Here is a 16,354-nt window from a genome sequence, read left to right on the forward strand (position 1 = left end):
ACAACTATGGAAATTGCCGTTCTGCAGCATCACACTGCGACGGTTTCTCCCGTCGCTACACGTATGCATCGTATTCTCGTTTTTCTTTTCACCCTTGTTGCGCTGGGGGCTTACGCGCAAAAACCCAAGAAACCCGTGGTCACGTATATACAGGATTGGCAGCGGGTCGATTCGCTGAACCAGAAAGGGCTACCCAAGTCGGCACTTTCGCTTATTGACCAGATTTACGAACGAGCGAAAGCTGAGCGAAACGAAAGCCAGCTGGTGAAAGCCGTTATTTATCGTCAGTCGCTCCAGAAGTACTCGGATGCGGGCAGTACATTCAAAACCGTTCAGTCGCTGAAACAGGAACTGGCAAATGGAACGCTCCGTACGCCGACACGTAATATTCTGCAATCGGTACTGGCCGAAACGTACTGGCTATATTATCAACAGTACCGCTGGAAATTTCAGGATCGTACTCCGGTGGTACGAAGATTAACCCGTCGATCAGGGCAGAACCCGTCAGTCAATGATCAGGTAGATAGTCTGGCGACATGGGACCTACGCCGATTAATAACCGAAACTATAACGGCTTATCAGGCTTCTCTGCAAAACGAAGCCAAGTTGAAAGAAACTCCCATTGGTACGTATGACCTGCTGCTCGAGAAGGGTAGCAACGAAGGGCGTTTGCGCCGACCAACGGTCTACGATTTTCTGGCTCATCGCGCATTAGCATTCTTTAAAAACACCGAAGCTGATCTGGTACGCCCGGCACAGCAGTTTGAACTGGACCAGCCTGCGTATCTGGCTACTCCCGACCAGTTCGCGACTGTGCCGCTACGTACCTCCGACAGTTTGTCGCTACGCTTCCAGGCACTAAACCTCTATCAGCAACTGATCGCCTTTCATCTGTCAGGTAAGAATCCGATTGCGCTGGCCGATGTCGACGTAGATCGCCTTACGTTTGTTCATCAGCACAGTGTTTTCCCTAAGAAAGATTCATTGTACCAGCAAGCGCTGACCAAGCAGTTGGATCACTATCGAAATCAGCTTCCTAAATTTATTTACGGCCTGGCTTTGGCTCAATACTGGGATCAGCAGGCAAACCAAACGAAAGCTGGCAGACAACGCCACCGAGCGGATTCACTGCTGACTCGTTTACTGCAAACTCCGCCCAACGACGGGCAGGAGGCCCGGAACGTCCGGAACTTGCAAACCCAGTTACGACGGCAACAACTCCGGTTAACCGTTGAGCAGAGTAATGCTCCCCAGCAACCAATTCGGGCGCTGGTCAATTTCCGCAATACGTCTAGTATTTACTTCCGGATCATCCGGGTGAAGTTTAACGAAAGTTTACCAAGCCCTGGCCTTTCCAGTAGCCAGCGTAACCAGTTATTACAGCGCTTACTGGCTCGTCCGGCTGTTGCAGAGCAAACTAGTCAACTACCGGACGATGGGGATTTGCGCGACCACAGCACTGAAGTTGCGCTGCCCGCCCTTCCTATTGGGCATTATATCATTATTTCGGGACCCACCAATCGACTAACGGATTCGACGGCCTTACTGGCCTACACGCCACTGGTGGTTACGGAACTGGGCTATTTGATTGATCAACAAAGACCAATGATCAGTCAGAACCTCAAGCCGGCACCTACGCTTTACGTCATGCACCGGCAAACTGGCAAACCCATGCCGAACGTAACGGTTCAGCTGGCCGAAAGCTATTATGCAAACAACCGCCAGCAGACACGCTCTACCGGTAACTACAAAACAGATGCTGCCGGGCGTTTTCAAATTTCCCAGAGCATTAAATATGACAAGAGCTACCTATTCCGCATTACCAACCAGCAGGATACACTCGAAACGGAAGGGGTATACAATTCCAGACCATATCAGTCGCCTGATCCAATCGTTCAAAAACCCAGCGTTTTATTCTTTCAAGACCGGAGCATCTACCGCCCCGGACAAACGGTTTATTTCAAAGCCGTTCTGTACTCCAGCAAGGATGGGCAACTCCAGGTGATAGCCAATCAGTCGACGCCAGTAACACTGACGGATACTGATACCGGGGAGCAGCTTGCCAAACTAACCTTGACATCAAACGAATTTGGTTCAGTCGAGGGTAAGTTCACCCTGCCGAAAGGCCGCCTAACGGGTCTTATGGGAATATCCATCCTTGATCATCTGTCTTATTTCCGCGTTGAAGAATACAAGCGCCCAACCTTCGAAGTCGTAGCCGATCCCGTAAAAGACAGTTATAAGTTGGGAAAGTCAATAACCGTAACGGCCAAGGCAACTACGTTTTCGGGAGCACCCATCGATGGTGCTCCGGTTCGGTATCGTATTACCCGGCAGTTGCTTCCCCGCTGGCCGTGGGCGAAGCGGGGCTCTGTTGTCTACCCGTTGGGTTCCTATAAAATTACGTATCCTTATCCTTCGGAGCCAGAAACAGAAATCGGAAACGGCGCACTGACAACAACGAACACGGGTGCGGTGTCGCTTACGTTCGTGGCAAGTCCGGATCAAAGCGTTGACCGGAAAACCAATCCTGTTTTTCAGTACGTGATCAACCTCGACGTAACGGATATTTCCGGCGAGACACGATCAGTTACGCAGACACTACGCATTGGCTACTCAGCGCTGACGGCGATACTGAACATACCTGAACAAATTGAAGGCAATCGGCAAGCCGTTGGTTTGCTGATTCAGAACGCTGGTGGTGAAGCCGTACCCGCTACGGGCCAGCTTACGGTGTACCCACTTCGAGCCCCACAACCCGTCCTTCGAAAACGGCTTTGGGACCAGCCCGACCGCTTTGCGCTGACACGGGAGAAATTCAAACAGCTTTTCCCGCTGGACGTGTATCAGGACGAAGACCAGCCCGAGAACTGGCCGCGTGGTCAGGCTATTGCTCAACTGCCAGTTCGTACATCAGGCCGTGATAGCATGATGTTAGATTTGAGCAAATATGCCGCAGGTGCTTACGTGGTAGAACTTACGGCTACCGACTCAACCGGCGAAACTGTTCGACAGACGCAGTATTTTACCATTACAACACCCGAACGGCCCGCCTTAGCATTGTTAGCTGATAATTGGGTACGCGTGGCCGAGTCAGACGTCAAGCCGGGCAAAACGGCGACTATCTGGCTAGCAAACGACGGTCCTGGCTGGGCACTGATGCGGGTAGGTACGCAGGAAAAATGGATTGAGTTACGAGATACCCCCGTCCGAGTTGATGTGCCCATTCCCGTTGGCACCCGTTCGAACCTGTCCGTTTCGTTCACGAAAATTCAGAACGGGCGGCTCTATCAGGATACGAAAACTATTCCGGTCTCTCAGGCAAACCAGCGGCTGACGATCGAAACCATTACGTTCCGCGACCGACTAAAACCCGGTCAGCCGGAAGAATGGACGTTACGAATCAGCGGTCCAGGCAAGGAAAAAGTGATGGCCGAAGCTGTGGCCACGCTGTATGACGCATCACTGGACAAGTTCCTGAAACACCAATGGGTAGACGTTGATCGCTCAAACTACCAGAGTTTTGCGTTCAATGGATACTGGTCAGGTAGTAGTTTCAATACCCGGGGAAGTGTTGTTCTGAACTACAACGAATGGCTCTACACAAACTCGTCAACGGACTATGACGCGTTGATACAACCGTCAGTAGAACTCGTTTACTCAGCAGGAGTAGCCAGGAGAAGTGTCGCGGGTGGTGCTGGGGCATCCATGGACAACGCAGCACCCGTTGTAGAAGAACTGAAAGAAGCAGTAGCATCGGAAAAAGTGGTCCCACGTTTTGCCCCATCGTCAGATGATGAAGGACAATTAGCTACTAATTTACAGCCTGCCCCCCGGCGCAATTTCAACGAGACGGCCTTCTTCTTTCCTACGTTACACACTGACAAGGAAGGCCGGATTGTTTTAAAATTCACTATGCCCGAAGCGCTTACCCGCTGGCGGCTAATGCTATTTGCCCATTCGAAAACGATGCAGACCGGTGGCTTGGACCGGTCGGTGGTGACGCAGAAGGAGCTGATGATTACCGCCAACGCTCCCCGCTTCCTGCGTGAAGGCGATACGTTACGGCTTACCGCCCGCATCAATAACCTAACCGGCAGGTCGCTGACAGGCTCGGCTCAGCTCGAACTGTTTGATGCGGCCACCAACCAGCCAATTGATACTCGGTTCAAACACGTGATTGCACCAACTGCATTTTCAGCGCCGGGCAATCAGAGCACAGCGCTTGGCTGGACGTTGGTGGTTCCTACAGGTCTGGAGAACGTAACGTTCCGCGTTATGGCCAAAGCAGGTTCGTTTACTGATGGCGAAGAACGTACGCTGCCTGTTTTACCGAATCGGATGCTAGTGCTGGACGCCAAGCCGTTTTACCTCAACGGTGCAGGCACAAAAACAATTAGTTTGGATGTGCTAAAAGATCAGAAAGATCTCGATAGCCAGGCGGAGCGGCTAACAGTCGAACTAACGTCAAACCCCGTCTGGACAGCCCTACAAAGTCTACCTTACTTGGCCAATGAATCGCTACTCTGTGCCGAGCCGATATTCAGCCAGTTTTACGCTAACGCGCTGGGAAGCCGGATTGTCAGTGCCCGGCCCGATATTCAGCAAGTAATTACCCAGTGGCAGAAGCAGGCCCCCGCCAATCCGCTGGTGGCCAATGAGGAACTGAAAGCGGTTACGCTGAACGAAACGCCTTGGCGGCAGGCAGCACGGACCCAGACTGAGCAGCAGGCGCAACTAGGGCAGTTTCTAAAACCCGATAATCTGCTGACTAACCAGAAGACTGCCTTGGATAAACTGCAACAGCTACAAATGCCCGACGGCGGCTTTGTTTGGTTTGCGGGAATGCCTACTGATCCAGTCGTTACGTTGCACATCCTGAGTGGCTTTGGTCATCTAGCTAAATTGGGGGTTACGTTTGGAGCCAGCCAGCAGCAGGTCCAGATAATCCAGAACAATGCCTTGCAGTTTGCCAATACATACGCGAATCAGTGGCTGGAGCAGCAACAGAAAGAGAAAACAAAAGGGCTGAGTTACTGGGCGGTTCAGTATCTCTACGCGCAGAGTTTTTACCCGAACCAGGCGGCAGAATCCAAGGCACTAAAGTACATCAAAACGCAGGTTGCCAAGCAATGGCTTAATCTGGGTTTGCAGGAACAGGCGATGACAGCGCTGGCATTACATCGGCTGGGCGACAAGAAAACCTCGACTGATATTCTAAAATCGCTGAAAGAACGGGCTAGTACGTCTGATGAGTTTGGTATGTACTGGCCAGCCAACAAAGCTGGTTTTTACTGGCAGCAAGCTCCCGTCGAGACCCAGGCGATGCTGATTGAAGCCTTCGACGAAATTACGGACGATCAAACCGCCGTCAATGCCATGAAGCAATGGCTACTGGCGCAGAAACGCACCCAGGCATGGCCATCGACAAAGGCAACCACCGAAGCCATCTATGCTCTGCTGTTAAAAGGTGACGAATGGACAGCAACTCAATCATCGACCGAGCTTCGGGTTGGCAGTACGTTGGTACAGGCTCCGGCCGACGCTCCAACCGGCTACCAGAAAGTTACGTATGCGCCGTCGCAGATCAAGCCAGACATGGGAACCGTTTCGGTAACAAAAACGTCTAATGGTCCGGCGTGGGGCGGTATCTACTACCAGCATTTCGAACCACTGGATCGCGTTACGTCCTCGGCCGCCAACGGTAACCTTTCAGTTAATAAAACGCTCTATCGCCGACAGGATTCGCCCGAGGGACCGGTTATTGTTCCCCTTTCGGATCAGACTACGCTAAAACCGGGTGACCTAGTGACTGTTCGGGTAGAGCTGCGCAACGACCGCGATATGCAATACGTTCACCTGAAAGACAGTCGGGCATCAGGGTTTGAGCCTGTCACTACACTGTCGGGGTACAAATTTCAGAACGGTTTGGGCTACTACGAAGCGCCACGCGACGCCAGCACTGATTTTTTCCTGTACCGACTGCCAGCTGGTACGCACGTATTCGAGTATCAGCTTCGGGTGGTCCATACGGGTGCGTTTGCGGCTGGGGTTGCGACGGTTCAGTGCTTTTACGCCCCCGAGTTCTCAGCCCATTCGACGGGTACTCGGATTAGCGTAAAATAGAGAGTTAATAACAAAAAGGGCTTCCACTTATGGTGGAAGCCCTTTTTGTTATCTGTTCGGCTGGCTAGTTAGACAATAGCGTCGATCAGCGCGGTAACGAGTGAGACGATGATACTGAAGAACAAAGCCGCAAAGAAACCGCTGACTGCAAATCCACTTACCAGAGAGGCCGCTAAATACACCATTAGCACGTTGATAACCAACAGGAACAGGCCCAGCGTTAATACAGTAATTGGTATGGTCAGGATCGTCAGAATTGGCTTGATAAACGCGTTTAGCAGACCCAGAACGATCGCAATGACCAGATATGTACCAACACCGCCGGTTACCGTAACGCCCGGTACAAACATGCTGGCGACGTAAACCGCCACCGCGCTAATTAAAATTCGTATGATTAAACCCATTGTCGTTGAGGTTTTGTAGTGAACTGATAGACTTCAGAATCACGAACCTCAAACTTCAACGTAATGTTTGTCAAAGCCTTTATTTTGCGTGACGACTCTTCAAAACAGTTACGATATCGTCCAGATCAAGATTTTTCTGCTCTAATAACACCAGAAAGTGAAATAGCAGATCAGCCGCTTCTCCTTTAAACAGGTCTTCGTTATCGTCTTTCGCTTCAATAACCAGTTCGACAGCTTCTTCACCGACCTTTTGCGCAATCTTGTTCACGCCCCGTCCAAACAGCGAAGCCGTATACGACTTGTCCGACGGATTGACTTTTCGCTCGTGAATGACGCCCTGTAGATAGTTCAGAAATTGTCCCTGTCCCCGGTTCACTTCATCAAAACAGGTATCGGCTCCCGTATGACAGGTAGGTCCGGCCGGGCGGGCTTTGATCAGGAGCGTATCGCCATCGCAGTCTACCAGCAGGTTTTCTACGTGCAGGAAATTATTGGACGTTTCGCCTTTGGTCCAGAGCCGTTGTTTGCTTCGGCTAAAGAACGTAACAACATTTTCCGCTACGGTTTTGTCGTACGCTTCCTGGTTCATATAACCCAACATCAGCACCTTGCCCGTTTCAGCGTCTTGGATGACAGCGGGAATGAGCCCGTCGGGCGATTTATCGAAGTTAATCTCATTCATGGGTGCAAAGGTAGTCGGCTACGCCCGAATCGTCTTAACAAAGGCGCTAATGCTTTCGGGCGAAGTTCCCTGCTGCTCCAGATGGCGAATGAATGCGCTGCCTACGATAGCTCCATTGGCGTACTGACTAGCGGTGTCGAACGTTTCGTGGTTATTGATACCGAAACCGATCAGGCGAGGATTCCGCAGATTCATGGCCTGAATCCGTTCAAAATACCCCCGCATCGGATCACTGATTCCGCTAACCGAACCCGTAATACTGGCCGATGATACCATGTAGATGAACCCATCTGATTCTTCATCGATAAACCGGATACGTTCATCGGAAGTCTGTGGCGTAATCAGGTGAACGTTGAGAATACCGTACTCTCGGAAGGTTTCAGCGTACTCATCAATGTACAGGTCAAGCGGCAGATCAGGAAGAATAACGCCATCAACCCCCACAGCCCGGCACATCCGGCAGAAGTTTTCGATACCAAACTGCAGTACAGGATTGATATAGCCCATCAGCAGAATTGGCACTGTGATTTCCTGCCGGCATTCAGCTAGTTGCGCAAACAGCGCTTTCAGCGACATGCCGTTTTCCAGCGCTACACCATTGCTTTGCTGAATGGTTTCGCCGTCGGCTACCGGATCAGAATAAGGCATGCCAATTTCTACCAGATCGACACCAGCCGCCTGCAAACCACGCAGGATAGTCAGGGTGTCATCTAGTTTCGGGAAACCGGCGGTAAAATATACGTTCAGTAATCGCTCGTTCTTTTGCGCAAAAAGGTCCGTAATACGATTCTGGATGATTGCTGTAGTCATAGGTGGTCAATTGCCGCGCTCACGATCATCGGTCTGTAGCAACATAACCACTGATCTGACTGATTACGAACGACTATAAGTGTTTGGAATACGTACTCAAATCTTTGTCACCCCGCCCCGACAGGCAGAGAACAACGACGTCTTCAGCCTGAAGATTCATCTTAGACAGAGCCGCCAGCGCGTGCGCCGATTCGAGCGCCGGAATGATACCTTCCAATTTGCTCAACTGGAAACCAGCTGCCAGTGCTTCGTCATCGGTTATAGCGTAGAAATCGCCCCGACCCGAATCAAACAAGTGTGCATGCAAGGGACCGATACCCGGATAATCCAGCCCCGCCGAAATCGAATAAGGCTCTGTTACCTGACCATCTTCGGTCTGCATGAGAATGGTGCGGCTACCGTGCAGTACTCCCGGTTTGCCAAGCGCTGTCGTAGCCGCCGAGTGGCCCGACGTAACGCCCTGTCCAGCCGCTTCGGCGGCTACCAGACGAACGGATGGCTCGTTCAGGAAATGGTAGAATGCGCCAGCGGCATTACTTCCTCCCCCAACGCAGGCAACTACGTAATCGGGCGTTTCTTTACCCGTTTTCTCGGCTAGTTGCTTCCGGACTTCCTGCGAGATAACCGACTGGAACCGGGCGACCATGTCCGGATACGGGTGCGGTCCGACAACTGAACCAATGATGTAGTGCGTATCGATAGGATTGTTAATCCAGTGTCGCATGGCTTCATTGGTCGCGTCCTTTAGGGTCTGGCTACCCGACGTAGCGGGAACAACCGTAGCGCCCAGCATCCGCATGCGGTCGACGTTGGGCTTCTGGCGCTCCATATCGACGGCTCCCATGTAGACAATGCATTCCAGGCCCATCAGTGCGCAGACCGTTGCCGTGGCAACACCGTGCTGACCAGCGCCGGTTTCGGCTACGATCCGTTTCTTACCGAGCCGCTGCGCGACCAGTATCTGCCCGATTGTGTTATTAATTTTGTGAGCACCGGTATGACACAGATCTTCCCGCTTCAGGTAGATTGTCGCACCGAGCTCCGCCGACAGTCGTTTAGCAAGAAATAGCGGTGTTGGCCGACCAACGTAATCTTCCAGCAACTGCCAGAACTCCGCCTGAAACGTCGGATCGGCAATAATATCCAGATAACTTTGGCGAAGTTCTTCAACGTTTGGATAAAGCATTTCTGGAATGAAAGCTCCACCAAAACGGCCGTAAAAACCTTTATTGGATACCTCAAACGAGGTAGTTGGTTCGAGAGTAGTCTGCATGAAATAGATGCTTAACTAAATTGTTTCCTCTTCCTTCTCAATCGGGCGCAGGCGGTTAATCAGCTCTTTTACTTTCGCCACATCCTTAACACCCGGCTCAACTTCAACCTGACTATTGACATCCACGCCGTAGAGTTTCATACCTTTCAGCGCGTCCAATTGATCGAGGTTATCCAGACCAATACCGCCACTGATGAAGAAAGGTTTCTCATTGTCGTACCGACTCAGGATGCTCCAGTCGAACGTAACACCGTTACCGCCGGGCTGATCGCCTTTGGCATCGAAGAGAAAGAAATCGCACTGGGCTTTGTAGTTGTTCAACATCGAGAAGTTGAACGACTCATCGACCCGGAATGCCTTGATAATATTGATTCCCCGGTTGCGAAGACTTCGGCAGTAGTCGGGGGTTTCGTTACCGTGTAATTGTACGTACTGAAAATCAAATTTCTTGACCATCCGCAAAATGAACTCTGGGCTGGCGTTAACAAAGACGCCTACTTTACGAATGGATCGAGGTAAGCTCTTTACCACTTCTTCGTCAAGATCGTCGCCGACGTAACGGGGCGACTTGTCGAAGAAAATAAACCCAACAAAATCAGGATGCAGGGCGGCAATTTCTTTCAGATTGTCGGCATCCCGCAGACCACATACTTTGATTTTCATGACTGTACAAGTTAGATGGACAAGGAAATAGCTGATGTATAGGCCTCGACCAAACTAGCTAGCGCAGTCGCAGGGTCATTTGTTTTCATGAATGCTTCCCCAATTAGAAATCCGTCGTAGCCCGCCTGCATCAGCTGGCGCATCGTAGCGGGATCGTGGAGCCCACTTTCCGTGATTTTTGCGTACGTATCGGGAATCCGCTCGACCAACTGTAACGACGTATCGATGTTGGTAACGAAGGTTTTGAGGTTCCGGTTGTTGACACCAACCAGATCAATGTTAACGCCCAGCGATCGATCAAGCTCCTCTTCGTCGTGCACCTCCAGCAACACCTCAAGGCCCAGGTTATGTGCCAGGTCACTAAATTCAGCAACTTCCTGGGCGGTAAGGCAGGTGGCAATCAATAGCACCAAGTCTGCCCCCCAGGCTTTAGCTTCAAATAACTGATATGGATCAATGATGAAGTCTTTACGCAGAATTGGCGTACCTGGATTGGCCTGCCGAGCTGCCTGTAGATCGGCGGGAGTGCCGCCAAAAAACGGCTCATCCGTCAGAACAGACAGTATAGCGGCTCCAGCCTTTACATAGCCCTGTGTCGTCTTAGCGACATCGGCTGAATCATTGATGATACCCTTGGATGGCGATTTACGCTTGAACTCAGCAATAATACCGGTTGACCGAAAATCCTGAACCGCGTTACGGGCAGAGATGGGAGGCCGTTTAAAGTCAGGCATTTGTTCCAGCGTAGCCACCTCAATTTCGGCTTTTCGCTGGGCTACTTCCAGTCGCTTCTGTGCAACAATCTGGTCTAAAATCGTCATTCTATCAACTTCTTAAAACAAGCTAGTGCCCGTTTGCTTTCCAGTGATTCACGTGCCATCGCCACAGCATCCTCCCGATTGTCAACCCGCCCGGCGGCCAGCAATGCCATCGCCGAATTAACCAGCACTGCCTGCTTCTGAGCGGTCGTAGCCTCGTCGTTCAGCACGTTCATGAAAATCTTCGCCGATTCGGCCAGTGTTTCCCCGCCAGCCAGCGACTCAGGCGTTAATCGCGCCATGCCTACCTGTGCTGGTTCCAGAATCTGCTCGCGCAGATTACTGATGAGTTTGAACGGGCCCGTCAGCGAGATTTCATCGTATCCGTCAAGCGAATGAACAATCATGAACCGCTTATCGGTTTGCTGATAAAGGTACGCATATAATCGCGCCAATTCAAGGCTAAACACCCCAACAAGCTGTTTTTGAGGCTTTGCCGGATTGATCATCGGTCCGAGCACATTGAAAAATGTTTTCACGCCCAGCTCTCGTCGAATGGGCGCTACGTTCTTCATAGCTGGATGAAACAGGGGCGCGTGCAGGAAGCAGATGCCAGCCATCTCCATCTTCCGCTGTAGCTCGCCGATGTCGTTGGTAAAGCTATAGCCCAGATACTCCATGATGGTTGACGAACCAACCAGCGACGATACCCCGTGATTACCGTGCTTGGCAACGCTCTGCCCCGCGCCTGCTACCACAAACGACGACAGCGTTGAGATGTTAAACGTATCACGGCCATCCCCCCCGGTCCCGCATAGGTCCATCGGGTCGTAGGCCTCCAGATTCACCGGTACACAAAGTTCCAGCATCGCATCGCGAAAGCCTTCCAGTTCTTCCAGCCGCAGACTGCGCATCATATACACCGTCAGGAAGGACGCAATCTGGGCAGCATTGTACTCTCCCCGACCAATGCCCAGCAGGACCTGACAAGCCTGTTCCTTCGTCAGCGATTTGTACGCAAATAGGTGATTTAAGATTTCTTTCATGGAATAAAGAGCGAAAGAGGAAACAATGAAAGAGCGGCTGTCGCGCGCAAGATTGGCGAGAGCAGAGCATTCGCTCTTTCGCTCATTCATTCTTTCACTCTTTATTTTAGCCAGTTTTGAATCATGGTTACGCCGTTCTCGGTGAGGACCGATTCGGGATGAAATTGCAGGCCACGTACGTCGAAGAGGGTGTGCGCCAGTGCCATTACGCGGCCTTGCTCGTCGACAGCAGTCGTTTTCAGGTCCGCAGGCATCGTATCCCCGACGACCGTCCAGGAGTGATAGCGACCTACTTTCAGTTCAGCAGGAACATTAGCAAATAAGGGGTCCGATGTATCGGTAATGCTAATCTGATGCGCTACACCATGCAGTACATCACCCAGATTCTCGAGCTTCGCGCCGTATACTTCACCGATTCCCTGATGACCGAGACAGATACCCAGAATACTTTTCGAGGAACCATATTCGGCGACCAGGTCCTGCATGATTCCAGCTTCAGACGGAATCCCGGGTCCCGGCGACAGCAGAATTTTGTCGTACTGTCCTACGTCTTCAAGAGCTATTTTATTATTCCGGATCACATCCGGCCGGTGCCCCAACTCCCGCAGAATATACACGAGGTTGTAGGTGAATGAATCGTAGTTATCTAAGACTAGGAGTTTCATAAGAAGGAGAGGAGGAAAGGGAGGAGAGGAGGATGGAGGAAGGAGAAGAGGGAAACTATCATCAAATCCCTTTCTCCTTTCCTCCATCCTCCCTTTCCTCCTTTTTATATCTTTTTCGCTTGTTCAATGGCCATCCGGAGGGCGGCCAGTTTATTGTGCACTTCCTGTAATTCACTCTCCACGACCGACTTGGCCACGACGCCAGCCCCAGCCTGGTAGTATAACGTATTATCTTTACTCATGAACGTACGGATCATGATAGCATGGTTGAACTCGCCGTCAAATCCCATGTAGCCGATACTTCCCGCGTAAAAACTACGGCTGATGTTTTCGTAGCGGTCGATCAGTTGCATCGCGTTATGCTTTGGTGCGCCCGACAACGTACCGGCCGGAAACGTTTCGGCGACAATCTGAAGTGGATCGGCGGTTTCAGTTAGGTTACCGACCACTTTCGAGACCAGATGAATGACGTGGGAGTAGTATTGAATCTCTTTGAACGTCTCCACATTCACGACGTCGCAGTTGCGGCTCAGGTCATTGCGGGCCAGGTCGACCAGCATGACGTGCTCGGCTGATTCTTTCGGATCGTCGTAAAGTTTCTGAGCGAGTTCGGCATCACGAATGTCATCGCCCGTGCGCCGGAACGTACCGGCAATGGGGTAAATCGTTGCCTGTCGGTTCTTCACCACAATCTGCGATTCGGGTGAGGAGCCAAACAGTTTGTAATTACCGTAATCGAAGTAGAACAAGTAAGGTGAGGGATTTAGGGAACGTAACGACCGGTATACGTTCAGGTCATCGCCCTGGAAAGGAGTCGAGAAACGACGCGACAGTACAATCTGAAATACGTCGCCCCGCTGGCAGTGGTCTTTTCCCTTTTGAATGACCTCTCTGAACTCGTCATCCGTAAAATTCGACTGCTCGGGGCCAGTTGGACTGAATGAATAAGTTGGGTAATTGCGCCCTGTGATCAGATCGCTGATGTAATCCAACGTACTCTCTGACTCAGTATCGCCGTCACGCAGATAGCTGTGTTCAAATAGATACAGCTCGTCTTTAAAGTGGTTGATCGCTAATACGTAACGATACACCGAAAAGACCGCAGCCGGAATCTGATTTTCGGTTGGAACGGGGGCCTGTAACGTAATGTCTTCAAAACTCTGTACCGCCGGATACCCGAAGTAGCCAAACAGCCCGTTCGTAATAAACGGGAAGGCAGCTTTCTCGTGAATAAAGCTGTCTTTAAACTGCTGCAATGCTGACAGGACGCCCGCCGGTGACGTCGTTGTTCGCTGTTCGTCTTCGCCCGGCATTCGAACCGTTAGTTCACCTGATGCCCCTGTTAATTCATACGAGAACCGGGCGACGGGATCGAAAGCGATGTACGAAAAGCTATTCTCATTCCCGTGGTAGTCGGAACTCTCGAGCAGGATGCTGTTTAGAAAGCGATCTCGAACGCGTAGGTAAATACTGACGGGCGTAATAATGTCAGCCAGCATACGCTTATGGCGACTGACAACGCGGTAGGTAGTTGCTGTTGGTGAACTTGTTTGCATGGTTTCGGAAAATCAGGATAAAAAAGAAGGCCCACCGGGATGACGGTGGGCCTTTAAAATCTATTGGCATATAACAATAGCGGCAACCTTCATCCCAAATGAGAAGAATGCCACCACCAGATCATGTTATTTACCGAATTATTCATTGTTCTTTTCGTTTGCCAGTATGTCCAACTTGTTCCGACACACCTACGTACCCCGAAGGATGGCACAAATATAAACGCTTCAGTACGGTACAAACAAACTAGCTAACAATTTTTTTGCGAATGAACGTGGCCAGCTCGTCCGGAGTCTCCCAGGGTAGCAAGTGCCCGGCTCTTCCGATCGTCTCTATCGTCACGTTTTTCAGATAGGGAATCGTCAGCTCTTGTTGAACTTCGGGAGCTAAAGCCTTATCGTCTGACCCAACAATAATAGCAACTGGCACATCGACTGAAACCATCTGATCAGCAATGTCCTCCTTACTCCCTAGCGTCAGCCAGGCATTCCAGGCCGGAGCAGACGTACGCAGGTTGTCGGCAATGATTTGATCTTTCACGTCGTTAGAGACCGGACGAACGGTGATTTTCTCAAAGGTCTTTTCGGCCGCTGCCCGCTGGCCATGCGTTTTACGCATCTCTTCCCGATCTTCGTCGGGGATTGGCTCCGGACGCGGTGGCGAAGGCGATACCAGTAAAAGTTGCCGTAAGCCTTTCGGCCGCCGGGACGCCAGCTGCATGGCTACTTTTCCGCTCATCGAGTGCCCAACCAAGACAAATTGGTCGATTGATAAATCCTGAATGAGCGTAGCGACATCATCAGCCATATCTTCTACGGAGTAGCCCGATTCTGACGCGTCCGAATCGCCACAACCACGCAGATCGACGGCTACACATTTGTATTCGTCCGCAAGCTGATTCATTACCGCCTGCCACTCCAATGCCGACCCACCAAAGTAATGCAGGAACACAAGCGTTAAGGCTCCACTTCCCTGCTCCAGCACGTTCAGGTTAACGCCGTTAATTAGTCGTTTCATCAGACGTTCACTTTCAGACGGGCGGGTCGATCCGTGATTTCCAGCATCTCCGCGTAGGGAACGATCGTAATCTGACCAAACTCTTTCAACAGACTTCTATAAGCTTCTGCAACCGGGCGGGGTTTGCGGTCCAAGTCATACAGTCCGCAGGCATTTACTCGATTGTTTTGTTCTCCCAGCTGGGTATCCCAGTCGATCTGGTCAATCAGGCTGTACCAGGTAAATCCTAATACCGGTACACCATCACGACGCATACGCATAATCCCTATCCACTGCTTGCGTAGCCACATCGGCGCATCCTCCGCTTCGAATACGTTGGTTTCCGTATGCATTACTGGCATCCGGTAACGCATGTAATAGTCCTTCGTAATCTCGTACCAACCCAGTACGTCCATCGATATCTGAATAGAACCGTCCGAAAGCCGAATACGCTCGTTCCGTCCGTAATAGTCATTCCCCATGATCTGATAACCTGGCGGTTTTCCGGCCATGAACCAGTCATATTCCTCTCGCGTCATCCCGTTGTCCATCAGGTACATACTGACCGTAGCCGAAGGTGGGTTGGCATATAGCAGGTCAAGTGATAGAAAACGGAGTTCATTATCAAGCGATACCTGCGGGGAGGGCGTTGCGCATAGCTCATGAGTATACTCGGCGCTCTCGCTCTGTACAATCACGCAGTCATTACGTCGCTTAACAATCTGCTGCGTTCCCATGATACTGGCCGCTACGGCATGCTTCATGGCTGTTACAAACGCTTTGTCTGACTTTAGTTGTTCGTTCCAGACGCCGTCTTTAGCGCTGATCCGGGCAGTTACGTAAATCTCGTTGACGGGCGTATAGAATCGTACCCAGGGATAACGATCCGCAACAGCGGCTGCATACTCGGCGAAAAGAACGGGCAAGTCGGGGTTCTGAAAATCACCTACCCAGTCAGGAACGCCAAAGTGCATCAGGTCCAGAATGGGCGTGATTTTCAACCGTTTTATTTCGGCCATAGCCTCATCGGCGAAGCTCCAGTCGAATTTACCCGGCCCCTGGTGAATGCTGTAGTAAGGAAGCCCGTACCGGAGTACGTTCAAGCCTAACTCTTTCACCAGGCCCAGGTCTTCCTTGTACCGATCGTAATGGCCGCATTCACGCAGTTGATCGCGTCGAACCTTACCGTTTTCGATCGTTGGGTACGAACACTCAATCCCGGTCGCGAACATGAAGTTACCAGCATCAGCATTGGGAAAACCACTACCATCGTGACCGCCAGCGCCCCCAAACTCATCACCGTCGTAACCGCCGTGACCATATTTCTTTTTGATACTATTTAAGAATCCTTTTGGCATGTTGTTTACTGTTCAAGAG

Annotated in this window: 12 protein-coding genes; 1 reads left to right on the plus strand and 11 read right to left on the minus strand. The window is 51.2% G+C overall.

The genetic code is table 11. The features are described from left to right. Positions 1-63 precede the first annotated feature (63 nt). Positions 64-6,126 (plus strand): alpha-2-macroglobulin family protein, encoded by a 6,063-nt coding sequence (locus ACYVAD_RS24560; RefSeq protein ID WP_461142194.1) that lies wholly within the window; start codon positions 64-66, stop codon positions 6,124-6,126. Positions 6,127-6,194: 68 nt separating this feature from the next. On the opposite strand, the gene ACYVAD_RS24565 is transcribed toward ACYVAD_RS24560, so the two are convergent. The 11 genes from ACYVAD_RS24565 to ACYVAD_RS24615 form a co-directional block, all read right to left on the minus strand. Further along, the gene (locus ACYVAD_RS24565; protein ID WP_461142195.1) at positions 6,195-6,530 is read right to left on the minus strand and encodes a phage holin family protein; all 336 of its coding nucleotides are present in this window, start codon (positions 6,528-6,530) and stop codon (positions 6,195-6,197) included. 79 nt (positions 6,531-6,609) lie between these two features. After that, the gene (gene hisIE, locus ACYVAD_RS24570; protein ID WP_461142196.1) at positions 6,610-7,212 is read right to left on the minus strand and encodes a bifunctional phosphoribosyl-AMP cyclohydrolase/phosphoribosyl-ATP diphosphatase HisIE; all 603 of its coding nucleotides are present in this window, start codon (positions 7,210-7,212) and stop codon (positions 6,610-6,612) included. An 18-nt stretch (positions 7,213-7,230) separates the two neighbouring features. Further along, on the minus strand, positions 7,231-8,022 hold the full coding sequence (gene trpA / locus ACYVAD_RS24575) for a tryptophan synthase subunit alpha (RefSeq protein ID WP_461142197.1): 792 nt from the start codon (positions 8,020-8,022) through the stop codon (positions 7,231-7,233). Between the two features lie 73 nt (positions 8,023-8,095). Beyond that, positions 8,096-9,295: a tryptophan synthase subunit beta gene (gene trpB / locus ACYVAD_RS24580; protein WP_461142198.1), complete on the minus strand. Its 1,200-nt coding sequence runs from the start codon at positions 9,293-9,295 to the stop codon at positions 8,096-8,098. Positions 9,296-9,310: 15 nt separating this feature from the next. Next, a complete protein-coding gene (locus ACYVAD_RS24585; protein ID WP_461142199.1) occupies positions 9,311-9,958 on the minus strand; it encodes a phosphoribosylanthranilate isomerase in 648 nt (215 codons plus the stop codon). An 11-nt stretch (positions 9,959-9,969) separates the two neighbouring features. Beyond that, complete coding sequence (gene trpC / locus ACYVAD_RS24590; RefSeq protein ID WP_461142200.1) at positions 9,970-10,779, minus strand: indole-3-glycerol phosphate synthase TrpC; 810 nt, start codon at positions 10,777-10,779, stop codon at positions 9,970-9,972. Further along, on the minus strand, positions 10,776-11,762 hold the full coding sequence (gene trpD / locus ACYVAD_RS24595) for an anthranilate phosphoribosyltransferase (protein WP_461142201.1): 987 nt from the start codon (positions 11,760-11,762) through the stop codon (positions 10,776-10,778). Before trpD ends, trpC begins: the two co-directional genes overlap by 4 nt. A 101-nt stretch (positions 11,763-11,863) precedes the next feature. Then, positions 11,864-12,427: an anthranilate synthase component II gene (locus ACYVAD_RS24600; RefSeq protein ID WP_461142202.1), complete on the minus strand. Its 564-nt coding sequence runs from the start codon at positions 12,425-12,427 to the stop codon at positions 11,864-11,866. A gap of 104 nt (positions 12,428-12,531) precedes the next feature. Continuing rightward, positions 12,532-13,983, minus strand: a complete 1,452-nt coding sequence (locus tag ACYVAD_RS24605; protein WP_461142203.1) for an anthranilate synthase component I family protein — start codon at positions 13,981-13,983, stop codon at positions 12,532-12,534. A 244-nt stretch (positions 13,984-14,227) separates the two neighbouring features. Beyond that, a complete protein-coding gene (locus ACYVAD_RS24610; protein WP_461142204.1) occupies positions 14,228-14,998 on the minus strand; it encodes an alpha/beta fold hydrolase in 771 nt (256 codons plus the stop codon). Beyond that, complete coding sequence (locus ACYVAD_RS24615) at positions 14,998-16,335, minus strand: family 1 glycosylhydrolase (RefSeq protein WP_461142205.1); 1,338 nt, start codon at positions 16,333-16,335, stop codon at positions 14,998-15,000. Before ACYVAD_RS24615 ends, ACYVAD_RS24610 begins: the two co-directional genes overlap by 1 nt. Positions 16,336-16,354: the final 19 nt, after the last annotated feature.

The organism is Spirosoma pomorum (assembly GCF_054776615.1).

Excerpts from the sequence above, each read along its gene's own strand:
- ACYVAD_RS24560 (WP_461142194.1), top strand. The coding sequence starts at position 64 with ATGCATCGTATTCTCGTTTTTCTTTTCACCCTTGTTGCGCTGGGGGCT.
- ACYVAD_RS24565 (WP_461142195.1), bottom strand. The coding sequence starts at position 6,530 with ATGGGTTTAATCATACGAATTTTAATTAGCGCGGTGGCGGTTTACGTC.
- hisIE (WP_461142196.1), bottom strand. The coding sequence starts at position 7,212 with ATGAATGAGATTAACTTCGATAAATCGCCCGACGGGCTCATTCCCGCT.
- trpA (WP_461142197.1), bottom strand. The coding sequence starts at position 8,022 with ATGACTACAGCAATCATCCAGAATCGTATTACGGACCTTTTTGCGCAA.
- trpB (WP_461142198.1), bottom strand. The coding sequence starts at position 9,295 with ATGCAGACTACTCTCGAACCAACTACCTCGTTTGAGGTATCCAATAAA.
- ACYVAD_RS24585 (WP_461142199.1), bottom strand. The coding sequence starts at position 9,958 with ATGAAAATCAAAGTATGTGGTCTGCGGGATGCCGACAATCTGAAAGAA.
- trpC (WP_461142200.1), bottom strand. The coding sequence starts at position 10,779 with ATGACGATTTTAGACCAGATTGTTGCACAGAAGCGACTGGAAGTAGCC.
- trpD (WP_461142201.1), bottom strand. The coding sequence starts at position 11,762 with ATGAAAGAAATCTTAAATCACCTATTTGCGTACAAATCGCTGACGAAG.
- ACYVAD_RS24600 (WP_461142202.1), bottom strand. The coding sequence starts at position 12,427 with ATGAAACTCCTAGTCTTAGATAACTACGATTCATTCACCTACAACCTC.
- ACYVAD_RS24605 (WP_461142203.1), bottom strand. The coding sequence starts at position 13,983 with ATGCAAACAAGTTCACCAACAGCAACTACCTACCGCGTTGTCAGTCGC.
- ACYVAD_RS24610 (WP_461142204.1), bottom strand. The coding sequence starts at position 14,998 with ATGAAACGACTAATTAACGGCGTTAACCTGAACGTGCTGGAGCAGGGA.
- ACYVAD_RS24615 (WP_461142205.1), bottom strand. The coding sequence starts at position 16,335 with ATGCCAAAAGGATTCTTAAATAGTATCAAAAAGAAATATGGTCACGGC.